We start from the raw sequence: 21162 nt of genomic DNA on the forward strand, positions 1-21162 counted from the left end.
CATGGATGGACAGAAAAATATTGCAACCATTGACGGCAATGAAGCCGTAGCTTATGTGGCCTACCGCGTTAACGAGGTGTGCGCCATCTACCCAATTACCCCCGCCTCCCCTATGGCCGAACATACCGATGAATGGTCCGCTGCAGGGGTAAAGAATATTTGGGGCAATATACCCGATGTCATCGAGATGCAAAGTGAAGGAGGGGCCGCCGGTGCTGTTCATGGGGTATTGCAGACAGGGGCACTGGCCACCACCTTTACCGCCTCACAGGGTTTGATGCTCATGCTGCCCAATATGTACAAAATTGCGGGGGAACTCACCGCTACGGTCTTTCATGTTGCTGCACGCTCCCTTGCCGCACAGGCACTGTCCATCTTTGGTGACCATAGCGACGTGATGGCCGCCAGGACCACCGGTTTTGCCATGATCGCCTCGGCATCCGTGCAGGAAGCACATGATATGGCACTCATCTGCCAAGCGGCAACCCTTAAATCGAGGATACCCTTTATGCACTTTTTCGACGGGTTCCGTACTTCCCATGAAGTGAACAAGATCAACCTTCTCACGGACGGGCAGATCAGGGCCATGATCGATGATACATTGATTTATGCCCACCGGCAACGCGGCCTAAACCCCGATAACCCCTTTATCCGTGGTACTGCACAAAACCCCGATGTGTACTTTCAGGCCAGGGAAACCGTTAATCCTTATTATTCCGATCTCCCGGAGATCGTTCAAAAAACGATGGACGATTTTGGTAAACTCACCGACAGGAATTATAAACTTTATGAATACTATGGCGAGGCGGAGGCCGAAAGGATCCTCATCATTATGGCTTCCGGGGCGGAGGTAGTCCATGAAACAGTCAAAAAGTTAACGGCAAGCGGGGAAAAAGTGGGAGTGATCAAAGTGCGGCTCTACCGGCCTTTTTCCGCCAAACATTTCTTGGAAGTGCTTCCGAAAACCGTAAAAAAAATAGCCGTACTGGACCGCACCAAGGAACCGGGCAGCACGGGCGAACCCTTTTATCAGGATATAGTTACCATTATGGCGGAAGCGTACCGTCTTGGAAATATCGGCATGTTCCCACAAATTGTAGGAGGCCGTTACGGGCTTTCCTCCAAAGAGTTTACCCCAGGAATGGCCAAAGGCGTTTTTGATGAATTGAAAAAACCTTCCCCTAAAAATAGTTTTACAGTGGGGATCAATGACGATGTTTCCCATAGCAGTATAGCCTACGACCCTGCTTTCGATATCATTCCCGAAGGGACCATCAGTGCCGTATTCTTCGGGCTGGGATCTGATGGAACGGTAGGTGCCAATAAGAACAGTATTAAGATTATTGGGGAAGGAACGGATTTATACGCACAGGGTTACTTTGTATATGACTCCAAAAAATCCGGAACGCAAACGGTTTCCCATCTGCGTTTCGGTCCAAAGCCCCTTCCGGCCCCCTATCTTATCCGCGAGGCGAACTTTATTGCCTGCCATAAATTTACCTATATCGGAAAAGTACAAATGCTCCGCCTTGCCGGGCAGGGTGCCACTTTTTTATTGAACAGCCCTTATGGTGCCGATAAAGTTTGGGACCGCCTACCTTTCCCGATACAGGAACAGATTGTAGCAAAGAAGTTGAAATTTTATGTCATCGATGGGTCGGGTGTGGCGCAAGCTTACGGGCTGGGTACGAAAATCAACACCATTATGCAGGCCTGCTTTTTTGCGCTTTCCGGAATATTGCCAAAGGAAGAAGCCATAGAAAGGATAAAAAAGTCGATAAAAAAAACCTACGGCAAAAAAGGAAAAGCCGTTGTTGAGCAGAATTTCCGTGTGGTGGATGCCGCCCTGGAAAATTTGTTTGAAGTTAAAGTCCCCGCCAAAGCCATGGGCAATTTGCCAATTCCTCCAACGGTATCTTCTGAAGCACCTGAATTTGTGCAACAGGTTACCGCTATGATGATGCGGGGCGACGGCGATGAACTGCCGGTGAGCAAACTGCCCATAGACGGCACTTACCCAAGTGCGACCACCCGCTGGGAAAAACGCAATTTATCCGATCTGGTGGCGCAGTGGGAGAAAGATATATGTATCCAATGCGGCAACTGTAGTTTTGTATGCCCGCACAGCGTTATCCGCTCCAAATTTTATAACAGGGAATACCTGGAACCGGCACCGGAGGAATTTCCGTCCGCCCCCATCAATGCCCGCGGATTTCCCGAGACGCGCTATACCCTGCAGGTATATGTGGAAGATTGTACCGGTTGCAACCTTTGTGTGGAAGTGTGCCCGGTTACCGACCCTGATGACGAAAGTACCAAGGCCATCAACCTGAGGCCAAGGGTACCTGTACTGGAAAAGGAAAGGGAGAACATCAGCTTCTTTGAAAGCCTGCCGCTTAATGACCGGGCAGAAGTAGATTTTTCCTCGGTACGGGGCGCGCAGTTCCTGGAACCGCTGTTCGAGTTTTCCGGGGCCTGTGCCGGCTGTGGTGAAACGCCCTATATCAAAGTGCTTACCCAGTTGTTCGGTGACCGTCTCATTGTGGCCAATGCTACGGGCTGCTCCTCTATTTATGGGGGCAACCAGCCCACAACGCCCTGGGCGACTAATAAAGAAGGCCGGGGGCCAGCCTGGTCCAATTCCTTGTTCGAGGACAATGCCGAATTCGGCCTGGGCATGAGGATAACGGCCGATAACCATTTGGCCATGGCAAGGGGGCTGGTACAGCACTTGAGCCCTGCCCTGGGCGAAGAATTGACAGCCGACTTGCTTAACAATGAGCAGCTATATGAATCGGAAATAAGCAGGCAAAGGGAAGGGGTCGCCGTTCTTAAGAAAAAATTGGCCCAGATGGATAATGACGCAGCCGAAAAGCTACTGTCCGTAGCAGATCATCTGGTCAGAAGGAGCGTATGGTTGGTAGGTGGTGACGGTTGGGCATACGACATAGGGTCCGGAGGGTTGGACCATGTCCTTTCCACGGGCAGGAACGTCAACGTACTGGTTTTGGATACCGAAGTCTACTCCAATACGGGCGGGCAGATGTCCAAAGCCACCCCGACGGCCGCTACCGCAAAATTTGCCGCCGGCGGAAAGAAAGTGGGCAAGAAAGACCTGGCCTTACAGGCTATTTCCTACGGCAATGTATATGTGGCACAGGTAGCCATGGGCGCCAACGCGCAGCAAACCCTTTTGGCCATGCGCGAGGCGGAAGCCTATCCCGGTCCTTCGATCATACTGGCGTACAGTCAATGTATCGCACACGGCATAGATATGCAAAAGGGAATGACCCAACAGAAACTGGCGGTAGATTGCGGACATTGGCCCTTGCTACGTTATAATCCCACGTTGCGGAAAATGGGCAAAAGCCCTTTTGTCCTAGATTCCCCCACCCCCACCATACAATTAAAGGAGTATGCCTACAATGAACTGCGCTATAGGATTTTGATCCGTACCCATCCCGAAGAGGCCGAACGCCTTATGAAAGCCGCCCAGGAACTGGTGGATCTGCGGTGGAAAACCTATGTGGATATGTCCGGATGGGGCGCCAAGGAATTTAGCCCCGTGATGTAACCGTAATATCACTTAAAAGCATAAAATATGAAAGGGAACAAATCAAAAATACAAAGCTTACTGGAATCGGCGGATATCCAGATCAATGGCAGCTGCCCGTGGGATATCCGGGTATTGGACGAACGCCTATACAATAAATTGGTAGTGCATGGCTCATTGGGGTTGGGCGAGGCCTATATGGACGGCTGGTGGGAGGCAGATGCCCTTGACGGGTTTTTCCATCGTCTCTTAAGCTCCGGACTCGACAAGAATTATGCAATAACCCCACGGGCCGTACTGGGATACCTGGGTGCCGTGATCGCGAATCTACAAAACCCGACCAGGGTTTATAGCAACATCCATCATCATTACGATATTGGCAATGATCTATACAGGGCCATGTTGGACAAGCGTATGGTGTATACCTGCGCCTACTGGGATAAAGCCCAAAACCTCGATGAGGCCCAAGAAGCCAAACTGGAACTGGTATGCCGGAAACTGGGCCTCCAGCAAGGGCAACGGGTATTGGACATCGGTTGCGGCTGGGGCAGCTTTGCAAAATACGCCGCTGAGAATTATGGAGTCAATGTGGTGGGCATTACCATCTCCAAGGAACAAGTTGAACTTGCCAGAAAATTGTGCGAAGGCCTTCCCGTGGAGATAAGGCAGCAGGATTACAGGGATGTGGACGAAAGGTTCGACCATATAGTTTCCCTCGGCATGATCGAGCACGTAGGGTACAAAAATTATAAAAGCTATATGGAAATGGTTTCACGCTGCCTTGAAGATAATGGTATTTTCCTGCTCCAGACCATTGGCAGCAATATTTCGGTGCGCACCACCGACCCGTGGATCGGAAAGTACATATTCCCCAATTCCATGCTCCCTTCCATAAAGCAGATAGCCCGGGCCATTGAAGGCCGTTTCGTGATGGAAGACTGGCACAACTTCGGGACACATTATGACAAAACCTTGATGGCGTGGTTCCAGGATTTTGACAGCCACTGGCACGTGCTCAAAAACAATTATCCGGACCGTTTTTACAGGATGTGGAAGTATTATCTGCTATCCTGCGCCGGGGCCTTCCGGTCGCGGAACATCCAGCTTTGGCAAATAGTACTTAGCAAGCACGGAGTGACAGATGGCTTTGACATTTTGCGTCATGGATCAAGGTCACAAAATACCTATATTGAAGACCGTAAAACAAGACAAAATAAAAACATACATCAAATACTTCAGTAAAATCGGGAATACACCAAATTTTTGGTAGTATTTGATTTAATACTGATGCCTTAACAAGTGGCATCAAAAATATTGAACATATAGAAAAGTTTGCAAAAAATAAAAAACGTAATGAAGTCTAAACCCGTAAATATCATTGGAGCAGGTCCTGCAGGTTTAGTGGCGGCAATCACCCTTGCAAAAAATAACTACAAGGTGACTGTTCATGAAATGAAAACAAATGTAGGCACACGTTTTAATGGTGATTTTCAGGGTATAGATAACTGGTCAACCCAAGAAGACGCAAAAGCGTTCCTGGAATCAATAGGTGTGTCTATAAACTTCAGGTTTGCGCCTTACAGTAATGGGGAATATTTTGATGCCTCGGCGAAAAAACACAAGATTAAAACCTCGCGTCCTTTATTTTATTTGGTAGAACGTGGCATAAATGAATGGTCCCTGGACCAAGGATTAAAAAGACAAGCTTTAGAAGCTGGGGTTCATATAAAATGGGGTTCACGCATAAAAAAAGTACCTGATGGACAAGTCATTATTGGTACAGGACCCAAGGCGGCCGATGCCATTGCTAAAGGCATTGTTTTTGAAACTAATCATAAAAATTACTATGCGGGTTTTTTGGATGATGATATGGCACCTCAGGCTTATGCCTATCTATTGGTAGATGAAGGCAGAGCCACATTTGCAACCTGTATGTTCAAATCATTTACAAATGCACAGGAATTTTTTGAACGTGCCTTGAAGCGGCTTCATGAAACCGTGGATATTGACATTATCAACCCCAAGGAGTTTGGTGGGTATGTCAACTTCTTCTTCAACAAGACGTTAACCAAAGACAACCGGATTTATTACGTAGGGGAAAATGCAGGATTCCAGGATGCTTTGTGGGGTTTTGGTATGCGCTATGCGATGCATTCCGGATATTTGGCAGCCCAAAGTATTATTGAAGGCAGCTCCTATCCCGATCTTTGTAAAACACACATTCAGCCTAAAATGGAAATTGGGTTAATAAACCGATGGATGTTTACCAGATTGGGTAATAAAGGGTATGGCAAAGTACTTAAAATGATTTCAGAAAAAGAAGACCTCATCCCTATTATGGTTAAAAAATACAGCCACTATGGCATAGGCAACCGCATCCTGTTACCCTTTGTAAAACTGTGGTTTCGCCCCAGATTAAAAGACAAACAGTGCATGCACAAAAACTGTTCGTGTTTATGGTGTAAACACGGCAAGCATGAGGCGATGGAAACTGAAATAGATTGCTAAAAGTATTACATGAATACAATGACTCATTTTTAAATCACTTTCAATTATGATAACAATAGAAAAACAAGGCATACTATTAAGTCCAACCCAATTGGAATTTGAAAACAATGGGGTTTTAAACCCTGGAATATTTCAAGAAGGTGAAGAGGTGCATATCTTTTACCGTGCGGTGGAAGATGGCAACTATTCTACCATTGGATATGCCAAAACCAATGAGCATTTAGATCTCATAGAAAGGAAATCAAGCCCGTTAATAACTCGTGATTTTGATTATGAAAAACATGGTGTGGAAGATGCTCGTATTGTTAAAATTGAAGATATCTATTATTTAACTTATACCGCTTATGACGGCATCAATGCCATGGGTGCTTTGGCAACTTCAAAAGACCTGAAACATTTTGAGAAAAAGGGGATAATCACACCGTTCATTACCTACAATGAATATAAATACCATTTGGAGCATTGTGATCAGGAAAGATTGAACCCTAAATATTACCATTACTACAACTTGTTTGCACAAATTGGATTGGTAGATGAAAAACACAGGTATTTAAGAGATAAGGACATCGTATTATTCCCAAGAAAAATAAATGGTAAATTTGTAATGCTCCATCGTATATGGCCAGGAATACAAATAGTACAGTTTGAAAAATGGGAAGACCTTACCAAAGAGTTTTGGGAAGATCATATAAAGAACCTTCATGATCATATCCTCATGGATCCCCTATTTGATTTTGAAGTGAATTATCTCGGTGCCGGATGCCCTCCCATACAAACAAAAGATGGTTGGCTGATGATATACCACGGAGTTTGTGAAACCCCCGTTGGAAAGACCTATCACGCCGCCGCTGCATTACTGGATATTGATGACCCCTCAAAAGTAATTGGACGATTGCCCTATCCCCTATTTTCCCCGGTAGAGGAGTGGGAACTGAAAGGTGTAGTAAACCACGTGGTGTTCCCAACAGGTGCGGCATTGTTCGGCGGCGACCTCCATATCTATTATGGAGCGGCCGACAAGCATACGGCGGTAGCTAAAGTAAGCCTACAACTATTATTGAGTGAATTAAAAAAAACAGCTATATCATGAAAAATCATAAAATTTTATTCGTATGCTCATATCCTCCACGCGAGTGCGGTATTGCTACTTTTTCACAAGATTTGATACGGACCTTGAAAAGATGCTTTGGCTCAACCATGGATATCGAGGTTTGTGCTCTGGAAAATGAGTGCTGCGACGCTAATGATTATCCAGAGGAAGTTACATATAAAATAGATGCCCAAGAGTTAAATTCCTTTTTCCAGGTAGCCAATAAGTTAAATGAAAGGGACGATATTGGAATGGTTTGTGTACAACACGAGTTTGGGTTGTTTGGAGGTAACTACGGTAGCCATTTAGTGGCTTTCCTTCTTAAGTTAGACATCCCAATCTCCTGTGTGTTTCATACGGTTCTTCCCAATCCTGATAAAAAAAGAACTAAAATAATGCAGGCGTTGGATGACCTGAGTGAAAAGCTGATTGTTCTTACCAATAAATCCGCAGAAATACTAGTAAGTGATTATCACATTGATACTAACAAAATAGCTGTCATACCCCATGGCACCCATATTGTACTATGGAAAGAAAAACAACGGCTTAAAAATAGATATGGCTTTCAAAATAAAAATGTGCTCTCCACATTTGGTTTATTAAGTGAGAATAAAAATATAGAAACAGCACTTCGTGCATTGCCAAAAATACTCCAAAAATTCCCTAACACAGTTTATCTGGTTTTAGGCAAAACACATCCTGAAATACTAAAGAGAGAAGGCGAAACATATAGAAATGCGCTTTTAACAATAGTCGATAATTTAGATATTAAAGACCATGTCATTTTTATAAACGAATATTTGGAACTTACCAGGTTGTTGGAATACCTATCCTTATCCGATGTTTACTTATTCTCATCTAAAGATCCCAACCAGGCCGTTAGCGGCACTTTTGCTTATGCCATGAGTTGCGGAAACCCCGTTATATCAACACCTATTCCCCATTCCAAAGAATGTCTTGATCCCAGTACTGGTATTTTATTGAATGATTTTGAAGATCCCATAGAAATTAGCGACGCTGTTATCGATTTGCTGGAACAACCGTTCATAGCAACATCAATGGGGAAAAATGCCTTTATTAAAATGCGTGCTTTTAGTTGGGAAAATGTAGCCATTTCCTATTCCGATATTTTTCAGGATTATTTGCAAGACAGTAATTCTTTGGATTTTAGTTTGCCACCCATAAAAACAGACCATATTGAAGACATGACCACTGACTTTGGGATGCTTCAATTTTCGAATTTTAGTGAACCAGACACGTCTTTTGGTTATACCCTTGATGATAACGCGAGGGCGTTAATAGCGATGCTTATGTATTATAAGAAAAAAAGAAATGACAAAGTCCTGAGACTCATTGAAATTTATATGGACTTTATTGTGTTTTGCCAACAGGACGATGGATTGTTCTATAATTATGTGGATTATGAAGAGCAATTTACCAATCAGAATACCGAAGTAAACCTAGAAGATTCCAATGGCAGAGCCATTTGGGCACTTGGCTATGTGTTGTCTGATACGGAAAACCTACCCAAAAGTTTAGTAGCCAAAGCAGAAAACTGTTTTAAGAACGTCATACAAAATGTAGCAGATTTTAATTCCCCACGAGCCATTGGCTTTATATTAAAAGGACTTTATTATTATCAAGAAAATGAGCCTAATACCCAATATAATCAGTTAGCAGATACATTGGCCGAAGAGCTCTTGCGCATTTTTAATATTACCAGTGATAAAAAATGGGAATGGTTTGAAGATTATCTGACCTATGCCAATAGTATATTACCTGAAGCACTTTTATATGCGTGGCTTATCACAAAAAATAAAAAATACAAGGACGTTGCCGAAACTACTTTTGACTTTTTATTGTCACAATATTTTATGAAAGGACAAATTAAAGTCATTTCTAATGACGGATGGTTTCACAAAAGAAACAAACGTACCTTTCATGGTGAACAACCCATTGAGGTGGCTTATACCATTCTTTCATTGGACCTGTTCTACAGAGTTACCCACAAAAAGAAATACGCCAAGCAATTACATACCGCGTTTAGTTGGTTTTTAGGTAATAACCATCTCAAGCAAATTATGTATAACCCTGTAAATGGTGCTTGTTATGATGGCCTTGAAGTAGAAAATATAAATATAAATCAAGGTGCGGAATCCAGCTTGTGCTACTTATTGGCACGTTTAATTATTGAAGATTACCCTTTGGAGGTGGGTCTTAAAGAAACTAAATCAGATTTAAAGTTAAAAGAAGGAATTGGTTTTAAGACATTGTCAAAGAGATCGTCCAAGAAAAGCGCATTGCTAAAAGCTTCAAAGTAGAACGTAATATATCAAACAACGTGTGCTTTTAATACAGAAAAGTAAAAAAATGAATAGCTATTTATGGTAGAGACTCTAAAAAATATAAACCCATTTATCCTTGGATTACTTATTAGTCTGGGTATAGGCCTCATCCTGGGGCTGGAACGTGAATACGATAAATTGAAGGAAGAACAAGGTTTTGCAGGGATAAGAACATTCCCTATTGTGGCAATCATCGGTTTTATATTAGGCAACCTTACCGCAGCTTACACACCTTGGTTGGTCATTATTATTGCGGCAGCATTTCTTTTGTTTTTATCCTTAAGTCATCTTTCCATAGTCCAAAAACACCTAATGACTGGGATAACCACCAATATGGCATTGTTTGCTACGTTAATTTTAGGTGTTATGGTTGCAAATCATTTACATAAAGAAGCAGTTGCCACCGCAGTTATAGTGGTTACTCTGTTATCGTTAAAAACCACCTTCAATACATTCATTAAGAATATTACTTCAGAAGAGCTTTTTGCCTTTATAAAGTTTTCAATTATCGCGCTTCTTATTTTACCTTTCTTACCAAATCAAGACTATGGACCCGAAGGTTTATTAAACCCTTTTGAGATTGGAGCAATTATAGTGATTGTTTCTTTTCTGAACTTTATTGGCTACTTTCTTGTAAAATATGTAGGTTCTAAACGTGGTATTTTGCTCACCGCGATTTTAGGCGGATTGATTTCAAGTACCGCTGTTTCTTGGATATATGCTTCCCGAAGTAAGGAATCGCCAGAACTTTCAAAACAATATGCTTCAGGTATCATTATAGCTTCTGCCATTATGTTTCCCAGACTCGCTATTCTGGCCTATATTTTCAATAGTGCCATACTTTCCTATTTAATCATTCCATTTACCATTCTTACCCTTATCTGCTTGATAAGCGCATTGGTATTTATTAAAAAGAATACAGATGTCCCAAAAACAGCTATCAACCTAGGTAATCCACTTAATATTTGGAATGCCCTTGGGTTTGGTGGTATTTATGTGGCTATTCTGTTTGCCGTTTTTTATGGAAACCAATTTTTTGGCGAAAGCGGTCTATACTATTCGGCACTCATTGCAGGATTGGCAGACACCGATGCCATTACAATTAGTATGGCAAAATTTGGGTCTTTAGAAGAAAAACTCGCATTGGCAACCAATGTCATCATAACAGCAACCATAAGCAATATGATTGTAAAGTTGGGTATAACCTATTTCAAAGGCTCCAAAAAAACGGGAAAACTCGTGATGCTAATTTTTGGAACTGTTGTCGTTGTGGGTATAGCATATATATTAATACAGTTAGGAATTCAAAAATAAAATAATGAAAACAACCATATTCAGCACGCATAAATTTGAAGAACCTTATCTGGTAAAGGCAAATAATGGCGCTCACCAATTAAAATTATTGGAAAGCCGTTTGACCGAAGAAACAGCTGTTCTCGCAACAGGCTCTGAAGCCATAAGCCTATTTACAAGTGATGATGCCTCGGAGAAGGTACTTGAAAAGTTAAGTGCCTTAGGGGTAAAATATATCGCGCTGCGTACGGCAGGCTTCAATCACGTTGATATAGAAAAGGCTGCCGAATTGAATATAAAAGTGGCTCGTGTCCCAGCCTATTCACCGTATGCCATTGCAGAGCATGCTATGGCTTTAATACTCGCACTTAACCGAAAACTGATTAAAGCACACAACAGGGTACGTGACCAGAATTTTTCTTTAAACGGACTCACCGGTTTCGACTTAAACGGAAAAACTGTAGGTGTCATAGGAACAGGGAAAATAGGCGCTGTATTGGTTAAAATACTACATGGTTTTGGCTGTAATATCCTTGTACAAGATGTGGTTGAAGATAAAAACCTCATCAATTCATATGGTGTTCGCTATACAGATTGTGAGACCATCTGCAAACAGGCAGATATCATAAGTCTGCATGTTCCACTTACCCCATCAACAAAGCATTTAATTGATAAAAAATACATTGCACTTATGAAAACTGGTGTCATGCTTATCAATACAAGTCGTGGAGGACTGGTCGATACCAAAGCGGTTATCGAAGGCTTAAAGTCTAAAAAAATTGGCTATTTCGGCATCGATGTGTATGAGGAGGAAGAAGGGTTATTTTTTGAAGACCATTCAGATGAAATTTTGCAAGATGATGTCATTGCCCGTTTGATGACCTTCAACAATGTTCTGATAACAAGCCACCAAGCCTTCTTGACCGATACCGCTTTGACCAATATTGCGGATACCACTATCTACAATTTGGATTGTTTTGAAAAAGGCATGGACTCTGGAAATGAAGTTACCATTCAAAATCCTCGAAATATACCATAGAACTTATATGAACCTATAAACTATATCACCATGAAAAATATACTTGTACCTACCGATTTCTCCGAAAACTGTAATAAGGCAGCCGAGTTGGGCATTGAAATGGCCAAACTTTATCATGCAGAAATCCATTTCTATCATTTGATACATACCCCCGTGGACTGGGTTAAATTGGATAAGCTAAAGGAAAAAAGATATCCTAAAACACTTAAAGAAATTGGGGCTGCAAAATCCGCTTTGCGCGAATTGGAAAAAAGGGCGGAAAAGGAAGGTCTAGAATGTCGGACCTTTTTGGAATATCAGGTTGAAACTACTAAAATTCTAAAGCATTCTGGTCATTTTCATCATGATTTTATCATCACGGGGAGCAGTGGCACCAAAGGCACGGTTAGGGAATTGTTCGGTAGCAACGTTGAACAAATAGTTCGAAAATCGGTTGTTCCTGTAATCGTGGTCAAAGAGGAAGAGGTTTCATTTCCATTTAAGAATATCGTGTTCGTTTCGGATTTTGAAGAGGATGTAAGTGAGGCTTTTAAGCACGTAATCTCCATTGCAAAAAAATGCAATGCCCATATCCGTCTATTGCGTGTTAATACAAAAACTGATACCAATAGTATCGAAGTGGGATTAAATCCGATTAAAACTTTTCTCGAAAAGTTCCCAGACCTGAAAAATTATTCCATGTTCGTCAATAACGAACCTTCGGTAGAAACAGGAATCAATACCTTCTTAAACTATGAACCGACAGACTTGATTGCCATGTGTACCCACGGGAGTACTGGTTTTTTGAGCTTGTTTTCCAAAAGTATCACAGAGGGAGTAGCCAATCATTCCGCACTTCCGGTAATGACGATTAAAATTTAAATAAATCATTTTAAGATGTCGGGAAGCTTAAATCAAATACGAGAAAAACCCTTTTACAAATTATTGTTGGGAAGAACGATTTTACCCCTTGTTAGCATTTTGGGTATTGGCATCTTGTATGTTGCTTTAATGTCAATGGTCGACCATAAATCGTTGCCATTCCACATTATCATTGTTACAGCAGCATTGGGCAAGACCATCGTGATTACGATGACCACTTTAACACGATTATCAAAACTGATAAAAATCTGTCATTCGTTGGAGCGGTTGCTATGGGTTTTTGGTTTGATAATCATCATAAGCATTTTTTCTTTTGCAACGGATTATGCCTGCCTTTTTCAATTTAGCCTTTCTACATTTGAAGGTGTACCCGATTATTCAAATTCGTACTTGTACAATTTGTATCATTTTTTCTACTTCAGCGTGATAACTTTTTCAACTGTGGGCTTCGGCGATATAATTCCAACGTCCGATGTAGCTCGGTTCGTCGTTATGCTCGAAATATTCTTAAGTTTTTTCTTGATCGTTTTCGCTATGGCCAATATTAAAAAAATACACATCAATGGATAATATAAATATCATAAAGGCAAGCGGCGAGAAAGCACCTTTTGAAATAGAAAAAGTGATACGTTCACTAGAACGGGCGGGTGCCGATAAATTGTTGATCAAAGAGATAGTTCAAGATATTGATAAGGAAGTTCACGACGGAATGACTACAAAAAAGATATATCAAATGGCCTTTAACATATTAAAGAGAAATTCTAGGATTAGTGCCTCAAAGTACAAGCTGAAAAAAGCCCTGATGGAATTAGGGCCTTCAGGCTATCCCTTTGAAAAATTTGTAGGCAAGGTGTTTGACCATGAAGGTTTTGACACAAAAGTCGGGGTAATCGTACAAGGAAACTGTGTACAGCATGAAGTGGACGTGATTGCCCAGAAGGATAATAAACACTATATGATAGAGTGCAAATACCATAGTGATCAGGGAAGGTTCTGCAATGTAAAGATTCCGCTATACATCCATTCACGATTTCTGGATGTAGAAAAACAATGGCAAAAACAACAAGGCCATAAAACCAAGTTTCATCATGGCGGTGTCTATACCAATACCCGTTTTACGAGCGACGCCATCCAATATGGCGCCTGTGCAGGTTTGATGCTGACGAGTTGGGACTATCCTAAAGGGAACGGTTTGAAGGAAAGAATAGACAGACTCGGCCTACATCCCTTAACCTCTTTGACTACATTGACCAAAGCGGAAAAATCTAAATTATTGGATAAAGGCATTGTGCTCTGCAAGGAAATTAACGAAAACCCATCACTATTGGAGCAAATAGGTATTCCCAAACAAAGACAAAAAAATATTCTCAAAGATTCAAGGGAATTATGTACAGCACATTAAAATAATTAGTAATCCTTAAAAATAATACAGATGAAAACAAAAGAATTACAAAAACTGAAGAGTAGCGAGTTAGAGCCATTTTACCAAGCAATGGAAGACGATCCAATGTTGCTGGAAGAAGCCTTTGAAATTCTCTTGGAGATGGTCAATTCAGAACCCAAATCCGCCAAGAAACTCGCTCTTCTTATCAAGGAGGACTTTCACGATTTATATAAAGAAATAGCGGCGTTGTGCAAATCGAACGAAACCAAAGTAAACACCCCTTCATGCTGCAGTGGACTCTAAAATTCGACATATACAAAGACCTCAATGACTGATTTCTTTGAGCGGGCCAATAGCCCCATAAGGCCGGGACTTGCTGGATGCCATGAAAGGATTATTAAAATGAATAATGATAAAAATGCAATGTTGATTCCGGAGATATACAGGAAAAGGATTTTAGTGAACCTACAGAAATTGGGTCACGAGCTTTAGCAAATAAAAGCAATGGAAACAAATACAATAAAAATTCATTTTTTAGGTGCGGCGGGAACCGTTACCGGCTCCAAATATCTTCTGGATACAGGGGACAGAAAAATACTTGTGGATTGCGGTCTATTTCAGGGGCTCAAGGAACTACGCTTAAAAAATTGGGAATACCCGCCTGTTAACGTCAAGGACATTGATGCCATATTGCTTACCCACGGCCACATGGACCATACAGGCTATCTTCCAAGGTTGGTAAAGCAAGGTTTCAAAGGGCCAATTTATGGCACCTACCCCACATTGGACATCGCCAAGATTATATTGAACGATAGTGCCAAAATACAGGAACAGGAGGCCGAACGTGCCAATAAAGAAGGGTATTCAAAGCACAGTCCCGCTGAACCGCTGTACGATTTAAAGGATGTTGAAAAGACCATTCCGTATTTCAAGGGAATACCGCCCAACCAGTGGCTTCCCATTTTAAAAAATGTAAAAGCAAGATTTCAGTATAACGGTCATATTCTTGGGGCAACCTATATTGAATTGGATGTGCAGGGTAAACGATTTGTCTTTTCAGGGGATATTGGTAGAACTAATGATTTGCTTTTATATCCCCCCGTAAAACCAACAGGAGCGGATGTGTTGTTTATGGAATCAACATATGGCGGCAGGTTCCATCCTGAAGAGAAAGAGGCCATCCCTCTTATAGAAAAATTGGTCAACGAAACCATTTCAAGGGGGGGCAGCCTTTTTATACCGAGTTTTTCGGTTGAACGCGCCCAATTGATGATGTTGATATTCTGGAGACTTTTAAAGAAAAACAAAATTCCGAAAGTTCCCATGATAATGGACAGCCCCATGGGGGCCAATGTCTTGGAACTATTTCACAGAACACGTGACTGGCACAGGTTGGAAGATGACGAGTGTGACGAAATGTGTTCCCATTTTACGGTCGTGAGCGGTTACCATGAAACTATGGAACTGAGAAGTGATGACAATCCAAAAATTGTCATTGCAGGAAGCGGGATGCTCACAGGTGGCAGAATGCTAAACTATCTGGAAACCCAGGCACAGAATCCTGATAACACTTTACTCTTTGTTGGCTATCAAGCAGAAGGTACCCGTGGAAGAAAATTATTGGAAGGAGAAAAGGAATTAAAAGTGTATGGAAAGACCGTATCCTTCAAAATGCAAGTGGCAGAGATTGAAGGGCTTTCGGCCCATGCAGACCATGCCGAACTGCTGGATTGGTTGAGTGATGTAAAGGAACCGCCAGAGAAATTATTTATCGTTCATGGCGAAAAAGAAGGGGCCGAGGCCTTAAAACAGGGAATCAAGGAAACCTATGGTTGGGAGAGTGAAATTCCCCAACTCTATGGTATCGAAGAGATAAGATAGGTGATAAAAATACACAAAAAATAACACGGAAATGGAAGAAAAATCGAACATCCTCAAATACAAAACTCTAGGTATTTACACGCAAAATGAAAACGTCGTGTATATGCGGAAAGATTGTCATGTCTGCATTTCAGAAGGGTTTGAGGCATTGACCCGAATACGCGTCTCGAACATGAGCACCTCGGTAATTGCAAGCCTCCATATCATTACTTCTGATGTACTTAGGCAGGGCGAAATAGGGTTGTCACAAATTGCGGCAAAAAAACTCAAAGTATCGAATGGCGAAACGCTATATGTATCCCATTTGGAACCCATAGAATCGTTGAGTTTTGTAAGGGCAAAAATTTATAATCAAAGACTCGATTACAAAGCCTATAAAGACATCATAACGGATATCATCGAAGGGGACTATTCCAACATCCACCTATCGGCATTTATTACGGCCTGTGCAGGCGACCGAATGGATCTCAATGAAATCTCGGACCTTACCAAGGCAATGATAACCTCGGGAAAACAATTGAATTGGAACAAGGAAATTGTGGTGGACAAACACTGTATCGGGGGGTTGCCGGGCAATAGAACTACGCCTATCGTCGTCGCAATTGCCGCCGCTTACGGGCTTACCATGCCCAAAACTTCCTCACGGGCCATTACTTCTCCAGCGGGTACTGCCGATACTATGGAAGTATTGACGAATGTTACCCTTTCTGGCGAAGAAATCAAACGTGTCGTGGAACAGGAAGGTGGATGTTTGGCTTGGGGCGGCACCGCCCAATTAAGCCCAGCGGATGATATTCTCATTAAGGTAGAAAAAGCCTTGGATATTGATAGTGAAGGCCAACTAATCGCCTCTGTATTGTCCAAAAAAGCGGCCGCAGGTGCTACCCATGTGGTCATCGACATTCCTGTTGGAGAAACGGCCAAGGTGCGCAGCAAAGAGGCCGCGCAAAAACTCAAAGAACATATGGAAGCCGTAGGCGATGCAGTAGGGCTTAAAATAAAGGTGGTCATTACCGATGGTAGCCAGCCCGTGGGTAGGGGTATCGGCCCCAATTTAGAAGCAGTTGATGTCCTAAGTGTTTTGCAAAATGAAGAGAATGCACCACAAGACCTTAAAGAACGGGCATTATTGTTGGCAGGGGAACTTTTGGAACTATCGGAAAAAGTGGAGACAGGAAAAGGCCTTGAAACAGCAAAAGAACTGCTGGAAAGCGGAAAGGCTTACCAAAAATTCGAGGCCATCTGCAAGGCACAAGGAAGATTTTCAAAAACCTATGTTGCCCCTTACCAATTTGAGATGCACGCACCCACATCTGGCACGGTCAAAAAAATAAACAATCGAAAGATTGCAAAACTCGCAAAATTGTCGGGAGCGCCACAATCGAAGTTGGCAGGTATTTCGATGAACGTGCGTTTAGGCGATGAAATAGAGAAAGGTGGGCTGCTCTATAGACTTCACGCCGAATCCAATGGGGAATTGAACTATGCTCTGGAGTACTACGAGAATCACGATGATATCATTGTAATTGAATGAGTTATGAAGGAAAAAGATAAAATATTGGTAATCGGGGGGTACGGTACCGTTGGGGCCATCGTGTCGCGACAGCTTGCCTTGCGATACCCTTCAAAAATTATCGTTGCCGGCAGGAACAAGTTGAAGGCCGAAAATTTTATTCAAAAGAAAGGACTCATTGCCAAGGCCATTTTCATGGACATTGAAAAGGAAAGATTTGAAAATGTAAACTTTAGTGAGGTACATACGGTCGTGAACTGTATAGAGACCATGAATATTTCTTTTATTCTCGAATGTATCCAGCTCAATATAAATTACACAGAGGTTGGCGCCTCCTTCAGGACACACAAGCGATTTTATGAAATATGGGATTATATCGACAATTCCGATTGCTTGGTTATTCCCAGCGTTGGTTTGGTGCCGGGTCTTTCCAACATTTTTGCGTTTAACGGTGCCAAACAATTTTCCGAAATAGATGAAATACATACCTATATGATGCTTGGCCTTGGCGAGGCCCATGGAGTTGATTCCATTAGGTGGATGCTGGAAAAGGCAAATAGTTCATTCAAAATAAAGACAAAAGAAGGAAGCGTTGCCGTGAAAGGTTTTACCCATCCAAAATCGTCCCGGTTATTGAATGAACAAAAGGAACGGACTTTCTATTTGTTCGATTTCTCGGACCATCACACCATTCCACTTCTTGTGGATACCAATGCCATAGATACCCGCATCGGTTTCGATTCCAGAACGATTACATATTTGTTTTATCTACTTCGGAAAACCGGTGTTTTGAAATGGTTTAAAAATATAGGTCCAAAAAGATTCAAAAAAGTTTTGGATTTCATCCGGATGGGTTCGGAACGGTTTGGGCTACAAATAGAGATTAATGGAAGAGACAGCTTAGGGATGCAATACAGTATAAAGTATTTGGCGACAGGAGAAAATGAGGCTCTGGCTACTGCAACGGTTACTTCATACGCCGCAGAACTGATGTACTTGAATAAAACCCAAAAGGGATTGAAACACATTGAGGAAGTTTGTGATCTTGATGAATTGAAGGGCTATCTGGAAAAACATAATATTAGAATTTTAAACAATATAGATAATGAAAACGATACTGTTCAGCCTTCCGGGAAACCAGGAACTTACGGCACAACTAGCTAAAAAGATGAACGCCGAAATCGGGGAATGCAAACTGCGCAAGTTTCCCGACGGCGAATCCTATACCCGTATCCTATCCGATGTGAAAGGAAAATGTGTGGTAATGGTCTGTACCCTACACGAACCCGATGAAAAGTTGTTACCCCTCTACTTTTTAAGCCATACGGCCAAATCCTTGGGAGCAATGTGTACTTGTTTGGTGGCACCCTATTTGGCTTATATGCGTCAGGACAAAGTGTTTCATGAGGGGGAAGGGGTTACCTCGACTTTCTTCGGAAAATTGATTTCAGGATTTGCGGATAGCATTACCACGGTTGACCCTCACTTGCACAGAATTAGTTCGTTGGGAGAAGTGTATCAAATTCCAAATAAAGTGATTCACGCTGCCGACGCGATTTCAGAATGGATTAAAGAAAATATCGAAAACCCAGTACTTATTGGGCCTGATTCGGAAAGTGAACAATGGGTTTCAGAAGTCGCCAAAAATGCAGGAGCACCATTTACAGTATTACAAAAGGTGCGTCACGGTGACCGTGATGTAGAAGTCTCTGTTCCCGATGTGGATAAGTACAAGAATGCCACACCTATTTTAGTAGATGACATTATTTCCACAGCCCGAACAATGATTGAAACCGTACAACATCTGAAAAAAGCAGGAATGAAACCGCCTATTTGTATAGGCATTCACGCCGTATTTTCAGGAAACGCCTATCAAAATTTATTGGATTCCGGAGTGGAAAAAATAGTGACGTGCAATACCATCCCGCATCCTTCAAATGCTATTGATTTAAGTGATATAATGGCAAAAGAGGTGAAAAAATTAATGCATCATATATGAGAAAACAAAGTTTCATAGTACTATTTATCTTATTCAGCATCACAATGAATGGACAAACTGAAATGCTCATTGGGCAGATTTCAGGTAGAGTTGTCGTTCGAGAAAATTTTAATGAAGATGGTGCTTTTATAAACAAACAAACATTCGAAGCCGGTGAAACCATAAAGAAAAATGGCTATTATGAAATTAAGGTGGTTACGGAATTGTTTGATAAAGACAAAAAATCCACCGATAAATATACAACGACCTATCGATGTAAGCCAGATGAAGCCAGTGTAATGGTAATGGCGTTTCCGTTTTCAAACCCAAAATCAAAAGAGACCGAAATTAATACCACCTCTAAAAAATTTAAAGAGTTCTACGATTTGGACAGCCTTGAAGATATAGAGTTGGAAATGAGCTTTGATTCGGGCTTGTTGAATTTTTTTGGTTCAAAAAGCGTCATAAAGATTTACGACCGAACATTAGAGGGCAACAAAACCAACATTAATTCAAAAATAAATATTAAGGCCTATGCCTGGGGAATTCGCATTAAACAACTCAACTATACCGTCAACGAAAAATTAAACGGGAATGGTTTATTGACCTTTCAGAAATTTACAGAAGAAGACAATAGTTATTTTACAATGACTTATAAATAGAACGAAAATGAACAACTACGACACACTTTCAGAAGCGATAAACGATTTACAGGGAAAAGGCTATACATACGATTTTAACCTAAAACCAGAATGCTTGGAGTGTGCCTCACTAAAAATTGAAATACACCCAGAAGATTTTAATGTTGACGAGATGCATCGTTTTGAGGGTATGAGCAGTACCGACGATAACAGTGTGCTTTATGCTATTTCATCAAAAAATGGAATTAAAGGACTTTTGGTAGATGCCTATGGCGTCTATGCCGAAAACATTTCGGAAGCTATGAGAAAAAAATTACGATAAAATAATAAAGAATGATAGATCTAAAAACAATCTCTACCGAACCACCATCGGGAATCTCAAAAAAAGAGATCAATAAAGGTTTGGTGCAATATCGCAACGAACTTTTTGAACTACAGAATAAATTTTATGCAGACAGCCGTTTTGGTTTGCTCATCATTTTACAGGGTATGGATACTTCCGGTAAAGACGGAACGATACGTCATGCACTCAGTGGCATGAACCCACAAGGAGTAAGGGTAAAATCATTTAAAAAACCTACGGAGGAAGAGCTAAAACACGATTTTTTATGGCGGGTTTATCCGGACATTCCGGAAAAAGGAATGATACAAGTATTTAATCGATCGTATTATGAGGACATCCTTGTTCCCAGGGTTTTGAACTCCGTGTCGGAAGAAATCCTTGCTCACCGATGCAAGTTGTTAAAATACTTGGAACAACATTTAAGGCAAAACAACATCCATGTGCTAAAATTTTTTCTGCACATCTCAAAGGAACAACAGCAGGAACGGATTAACGAAAGGCTTATCAAGCCCCATAAACGCTGGAAATACAGTGCCGAGGATGAAAAGGCGGCCAACCAGTGGGGTGCCTACCAAAATGCATACAATATGGCAATAAACAACTGTGATGACCCGCCTTGGCATATTGTGCCGGCAGATAAACGGTGGTACCGTAATTATAGCGTTGCAAAAATTGTGACAGAACACCTTAAAAAACATAAATTAACATATCCTAACACCTAAAAAAATAGAAT

The 21162-nt window shown here is 41.7% G+C and carries 19 protein-coding genes; all 19 read left to right on the forward strand.

What is annotated here, in order from left to right; all coding sequences use genetic code 11:
- The first annotated feature begins 1 nt into the window (after nucleotide 1).
- The 19 genes from nifJ to BFP75_RS04525 all read left to right on the forward strand — a co-directional run bounded on the left by nifJ (nucleotide 2) and on the right by BFP75_RS04525 (nucleotide 21151).
- A complete protein-coding gene (gene nifJ, locus BFP75_RS04440) occupies nucleotides 2-3574 on the forward strand; it encodes a pyruvate:ferredoxin (flavodoxin) oxidoreductase (protein ID WP_099543975.1) in 3573 nt (1190 codons plus the stop codon).
- A 27-nt stretch (nucleotides 3575-3601) separates the two neighbouring features.
- Nucleotides 3602-4795 (forward strand): cyclopropane fatty acyl phospholipid synthase, encoded by a 1194-nt coding sequence (cfa, locus tag BFP75_RS04445; protein ID WP_099543679.1) that lies wholly within the window; start codon nucleotides 3602-3604, stop codon nucleotides 4793-4795.
- Between the two features lie 111 nt (nucleotides 4796-4906).
- Complete coding sequence (locus tag BFP75_RS04450) at nucleotides 4907-6061, forward strand: NAD(P)/FAD-dependent oxidoreductase (RefSeq protein ID WP_099543681.1); 1155 nt, start codon at nucleotides 4907-4909, stop codon at nucleotides 6059-6061.
- Between the two features lie 46 nt (nucleotides 6062-6107).
- Nucleotides 6108-7151 carry a pesticidal protein Cry7Aa gene (locus BFP75_RS04455; RefSeq protein WP_099543684.1) on the forward strand — a complete coding sequence of 348 codons (1044 nt, stop codon included), beginning with the start codon at nucleotides 6108-6110 and terminating at the stop codon, nucleotides 7149-7151.
- Nucleotides 7148-9472: a glycosyltransferase gene (locus BFP75_RS04460; RefSeq protein ID WP_099543686.1), complete on the forward strand. Its 2325-nt coding sequence runs from the start codon at nucleotides 7148-7150 to the stop codon at nucleotides 9470-9472. The genes BFP75_RS04455 and BFP75_RS04460 overlap by 4 nt, the downstream gene beginning before the upstream one ends.
- A gap of 63 nt (nucleotides 9473-9535) precedes the next feature.
- Nucleotides 9536-10810 carry an MgtC/SapB family protein gene (locus tag BFP75_RS04465; protein WP_099543688.1) on the forward strand — a complete coding sequence of 425 codons (1275 nt, stop codon included), beginning with the start codon at nucleotides 9536-9538 and terminating at the stop codon, nucleotides 10808-10810.
- 4 nt (nucleotides 10811-10814) lie between these two features.
- On the forward strand, nucleotides 10815-11828 hold the full coding sequence (locus tag BFP75_RS04470) for a 2-hydroxyacid dehydrogenase (protein WP_099543691.1): 1014 nt from the start codon (nucleotides 10815-10817) through the stop codon (nucleotides 11826-11828).
- A gap of 30 nt (nucleotides 11829-11858) precedes the next feature.
- Entirely contained in the window at nucleotides 11859-12689 is an 831-nt protein-coding gene (locus BFP75_RS04475; RefSeq protein ID WP_099543693.1) for a universal stress protein, read from the forward strand.
- A gap of 15 nt (nucleotides 12690-12704) precedes the next feature.
- A complete protein-coding gene (locus tag BFP75_RS04480) occupies nucleotides 12705-13259 on the forward strand; it encodes a potassium channel family protein (RefSeq protein ID WP_099543695.1) in 555 nt (184 codons plus the stop codon).
- Nucleotides 13252-14091 carry an ATP cone domain-containing protein gene (locus BFP75_RS04485; RefSeq protein ID WP_099543697.1) on the forward strand — a complete coding sequence of 280 codons (840 nt, stop codon included), beginning with the start codon at nucleotides 13252-13254 and terminating at the stop codon, nucleotides 14089-14091. Before BFP75_RS04480 ends, BFP75_RS04485 begins: the two co-directional genes overlap by 8 nt.
- A 30-nt stretch (nucleotides 14092-14121) precedes the next feature.
- On the forward strand, nucleotides 14122-14376 hold the full coding sequence (locus tag BFP75_RS04490) for a hypothetical protein (RefSeq protein WP_099543700.1): 255 nt from the start codon (nucleotides 14122-14124) through the stop codon (nucleotides 14374-14376).
- Between the two features lie 24 nt (nucleotides 14377-14400).
- Nucleotides 14401-14565, forward strand: coding sequence for a hypothetical protein (locus tag BFP75_RS21715; RefSeq protein ID WP_165776540.1), 165 nt, complete (start codon nucleotides 14401-14403; stop codon nucleotides 14563-14565).
- 12 nt (nucleotides 14566-14577) lie between these two features.
- Nucleotides 14578-15954 (forward strand): MBL fold metallo-hydrolase RNA specificity domain-containing protein, encoded by a 1377-nt coding sequence (locus BFP75_RS04495; RefSeq protein WP_099543703.1) that lies wholly within the window; start codon nucleotides 14578-14580, stop codon nucleotides 15952-15954.
- Nucleotides 15955-15985: 31 nt separating this feature from the next.
- Complete coding sequence (locus tag BFP75_RS04500; protein WP_099543707.1) at nucleotides 15986-17488, forward strand: thymidine phosphorylase family protein; 1503 nt, start codon at nucleotides 15986-15988, stop codon at nucleotides 17486-17488.
- A 3-nt stretch (nucleotides 17489-17491) separates the two neighbouring features.
- Nucleotides 17492-18631: a hypothetical protein gene (locus tag BFP75_RS04505; RefSeq protein WP_099543709.1), complete on the forward strand. Its 1140-nt coding sequence runs from the start codon at nucleotides 17492-17494 to the stop codon at nucleotides 18629-18631.
- Nucleotides 18573-19466, forward strand: a complete 894-nt coding sequence (locus BFP75_RS04510) for a ribose-phosphate pyrophosphokinase (RefSeq protein ID WP_099543711.1) — start codon at nucleotides 18573-18575, stop codon at nucleotides 19464-19466. Before BFP75_RS04505 ends, BFP75_RS04510 begins: the two co-directional genes overlap by 59 nt.
- Nucleotides 19463-20107, forward strand: a complete 645-nt coding sequence (locus BFP75_RS04515) for a hypothetical protein (RefSeq protein WP_099543713.1) — start codon at nucleotides 19463-19465, stop codon at nucleotides 20105-20107. Before BFP75_RS04510 ends, BFP75_RS04515 begins: the two co-directional genes overlap by 4 nt.
- Before the next feature lie 7 nt (nucleotides 20108-20114).
- Complete coding sequence (locus BFP75_RS04520) at nucleotides 20115-20408, forward strand: phosphoribosylpyrophosphate synthetase (RefSeq protein ID WP_099543716.1); 294 nt, start codon at nucleotides 20115-20117, stop codon at nucleotides 20406-20408.
- An 11-nt stretch (nucleotides 20409-20419) separates the two neighbouring features.
- Complete coding sequence (locus BFP75_RS04525) at nucleotides 20420-21151, forward strand: PPK2 family polyphosphate kinase (RefSeq protein ID WP_099543718.1); 732 nt, start codon at nucleotides 20420-20422, stop codon at nucleotides 21149-21151.
- Nucleotides 21152-21162: the final 11 nt, after the last annotated feature.

It is taken from the genome of Maribacter sp. 4G9, assembly GCF_002742265.1.
Taxonomy (GTDB): domain Bacteria; phylum Bacteroidota; class Bacteroidia; order Flavobacteriales; family Flavobacteriaceae; genus Maribacter.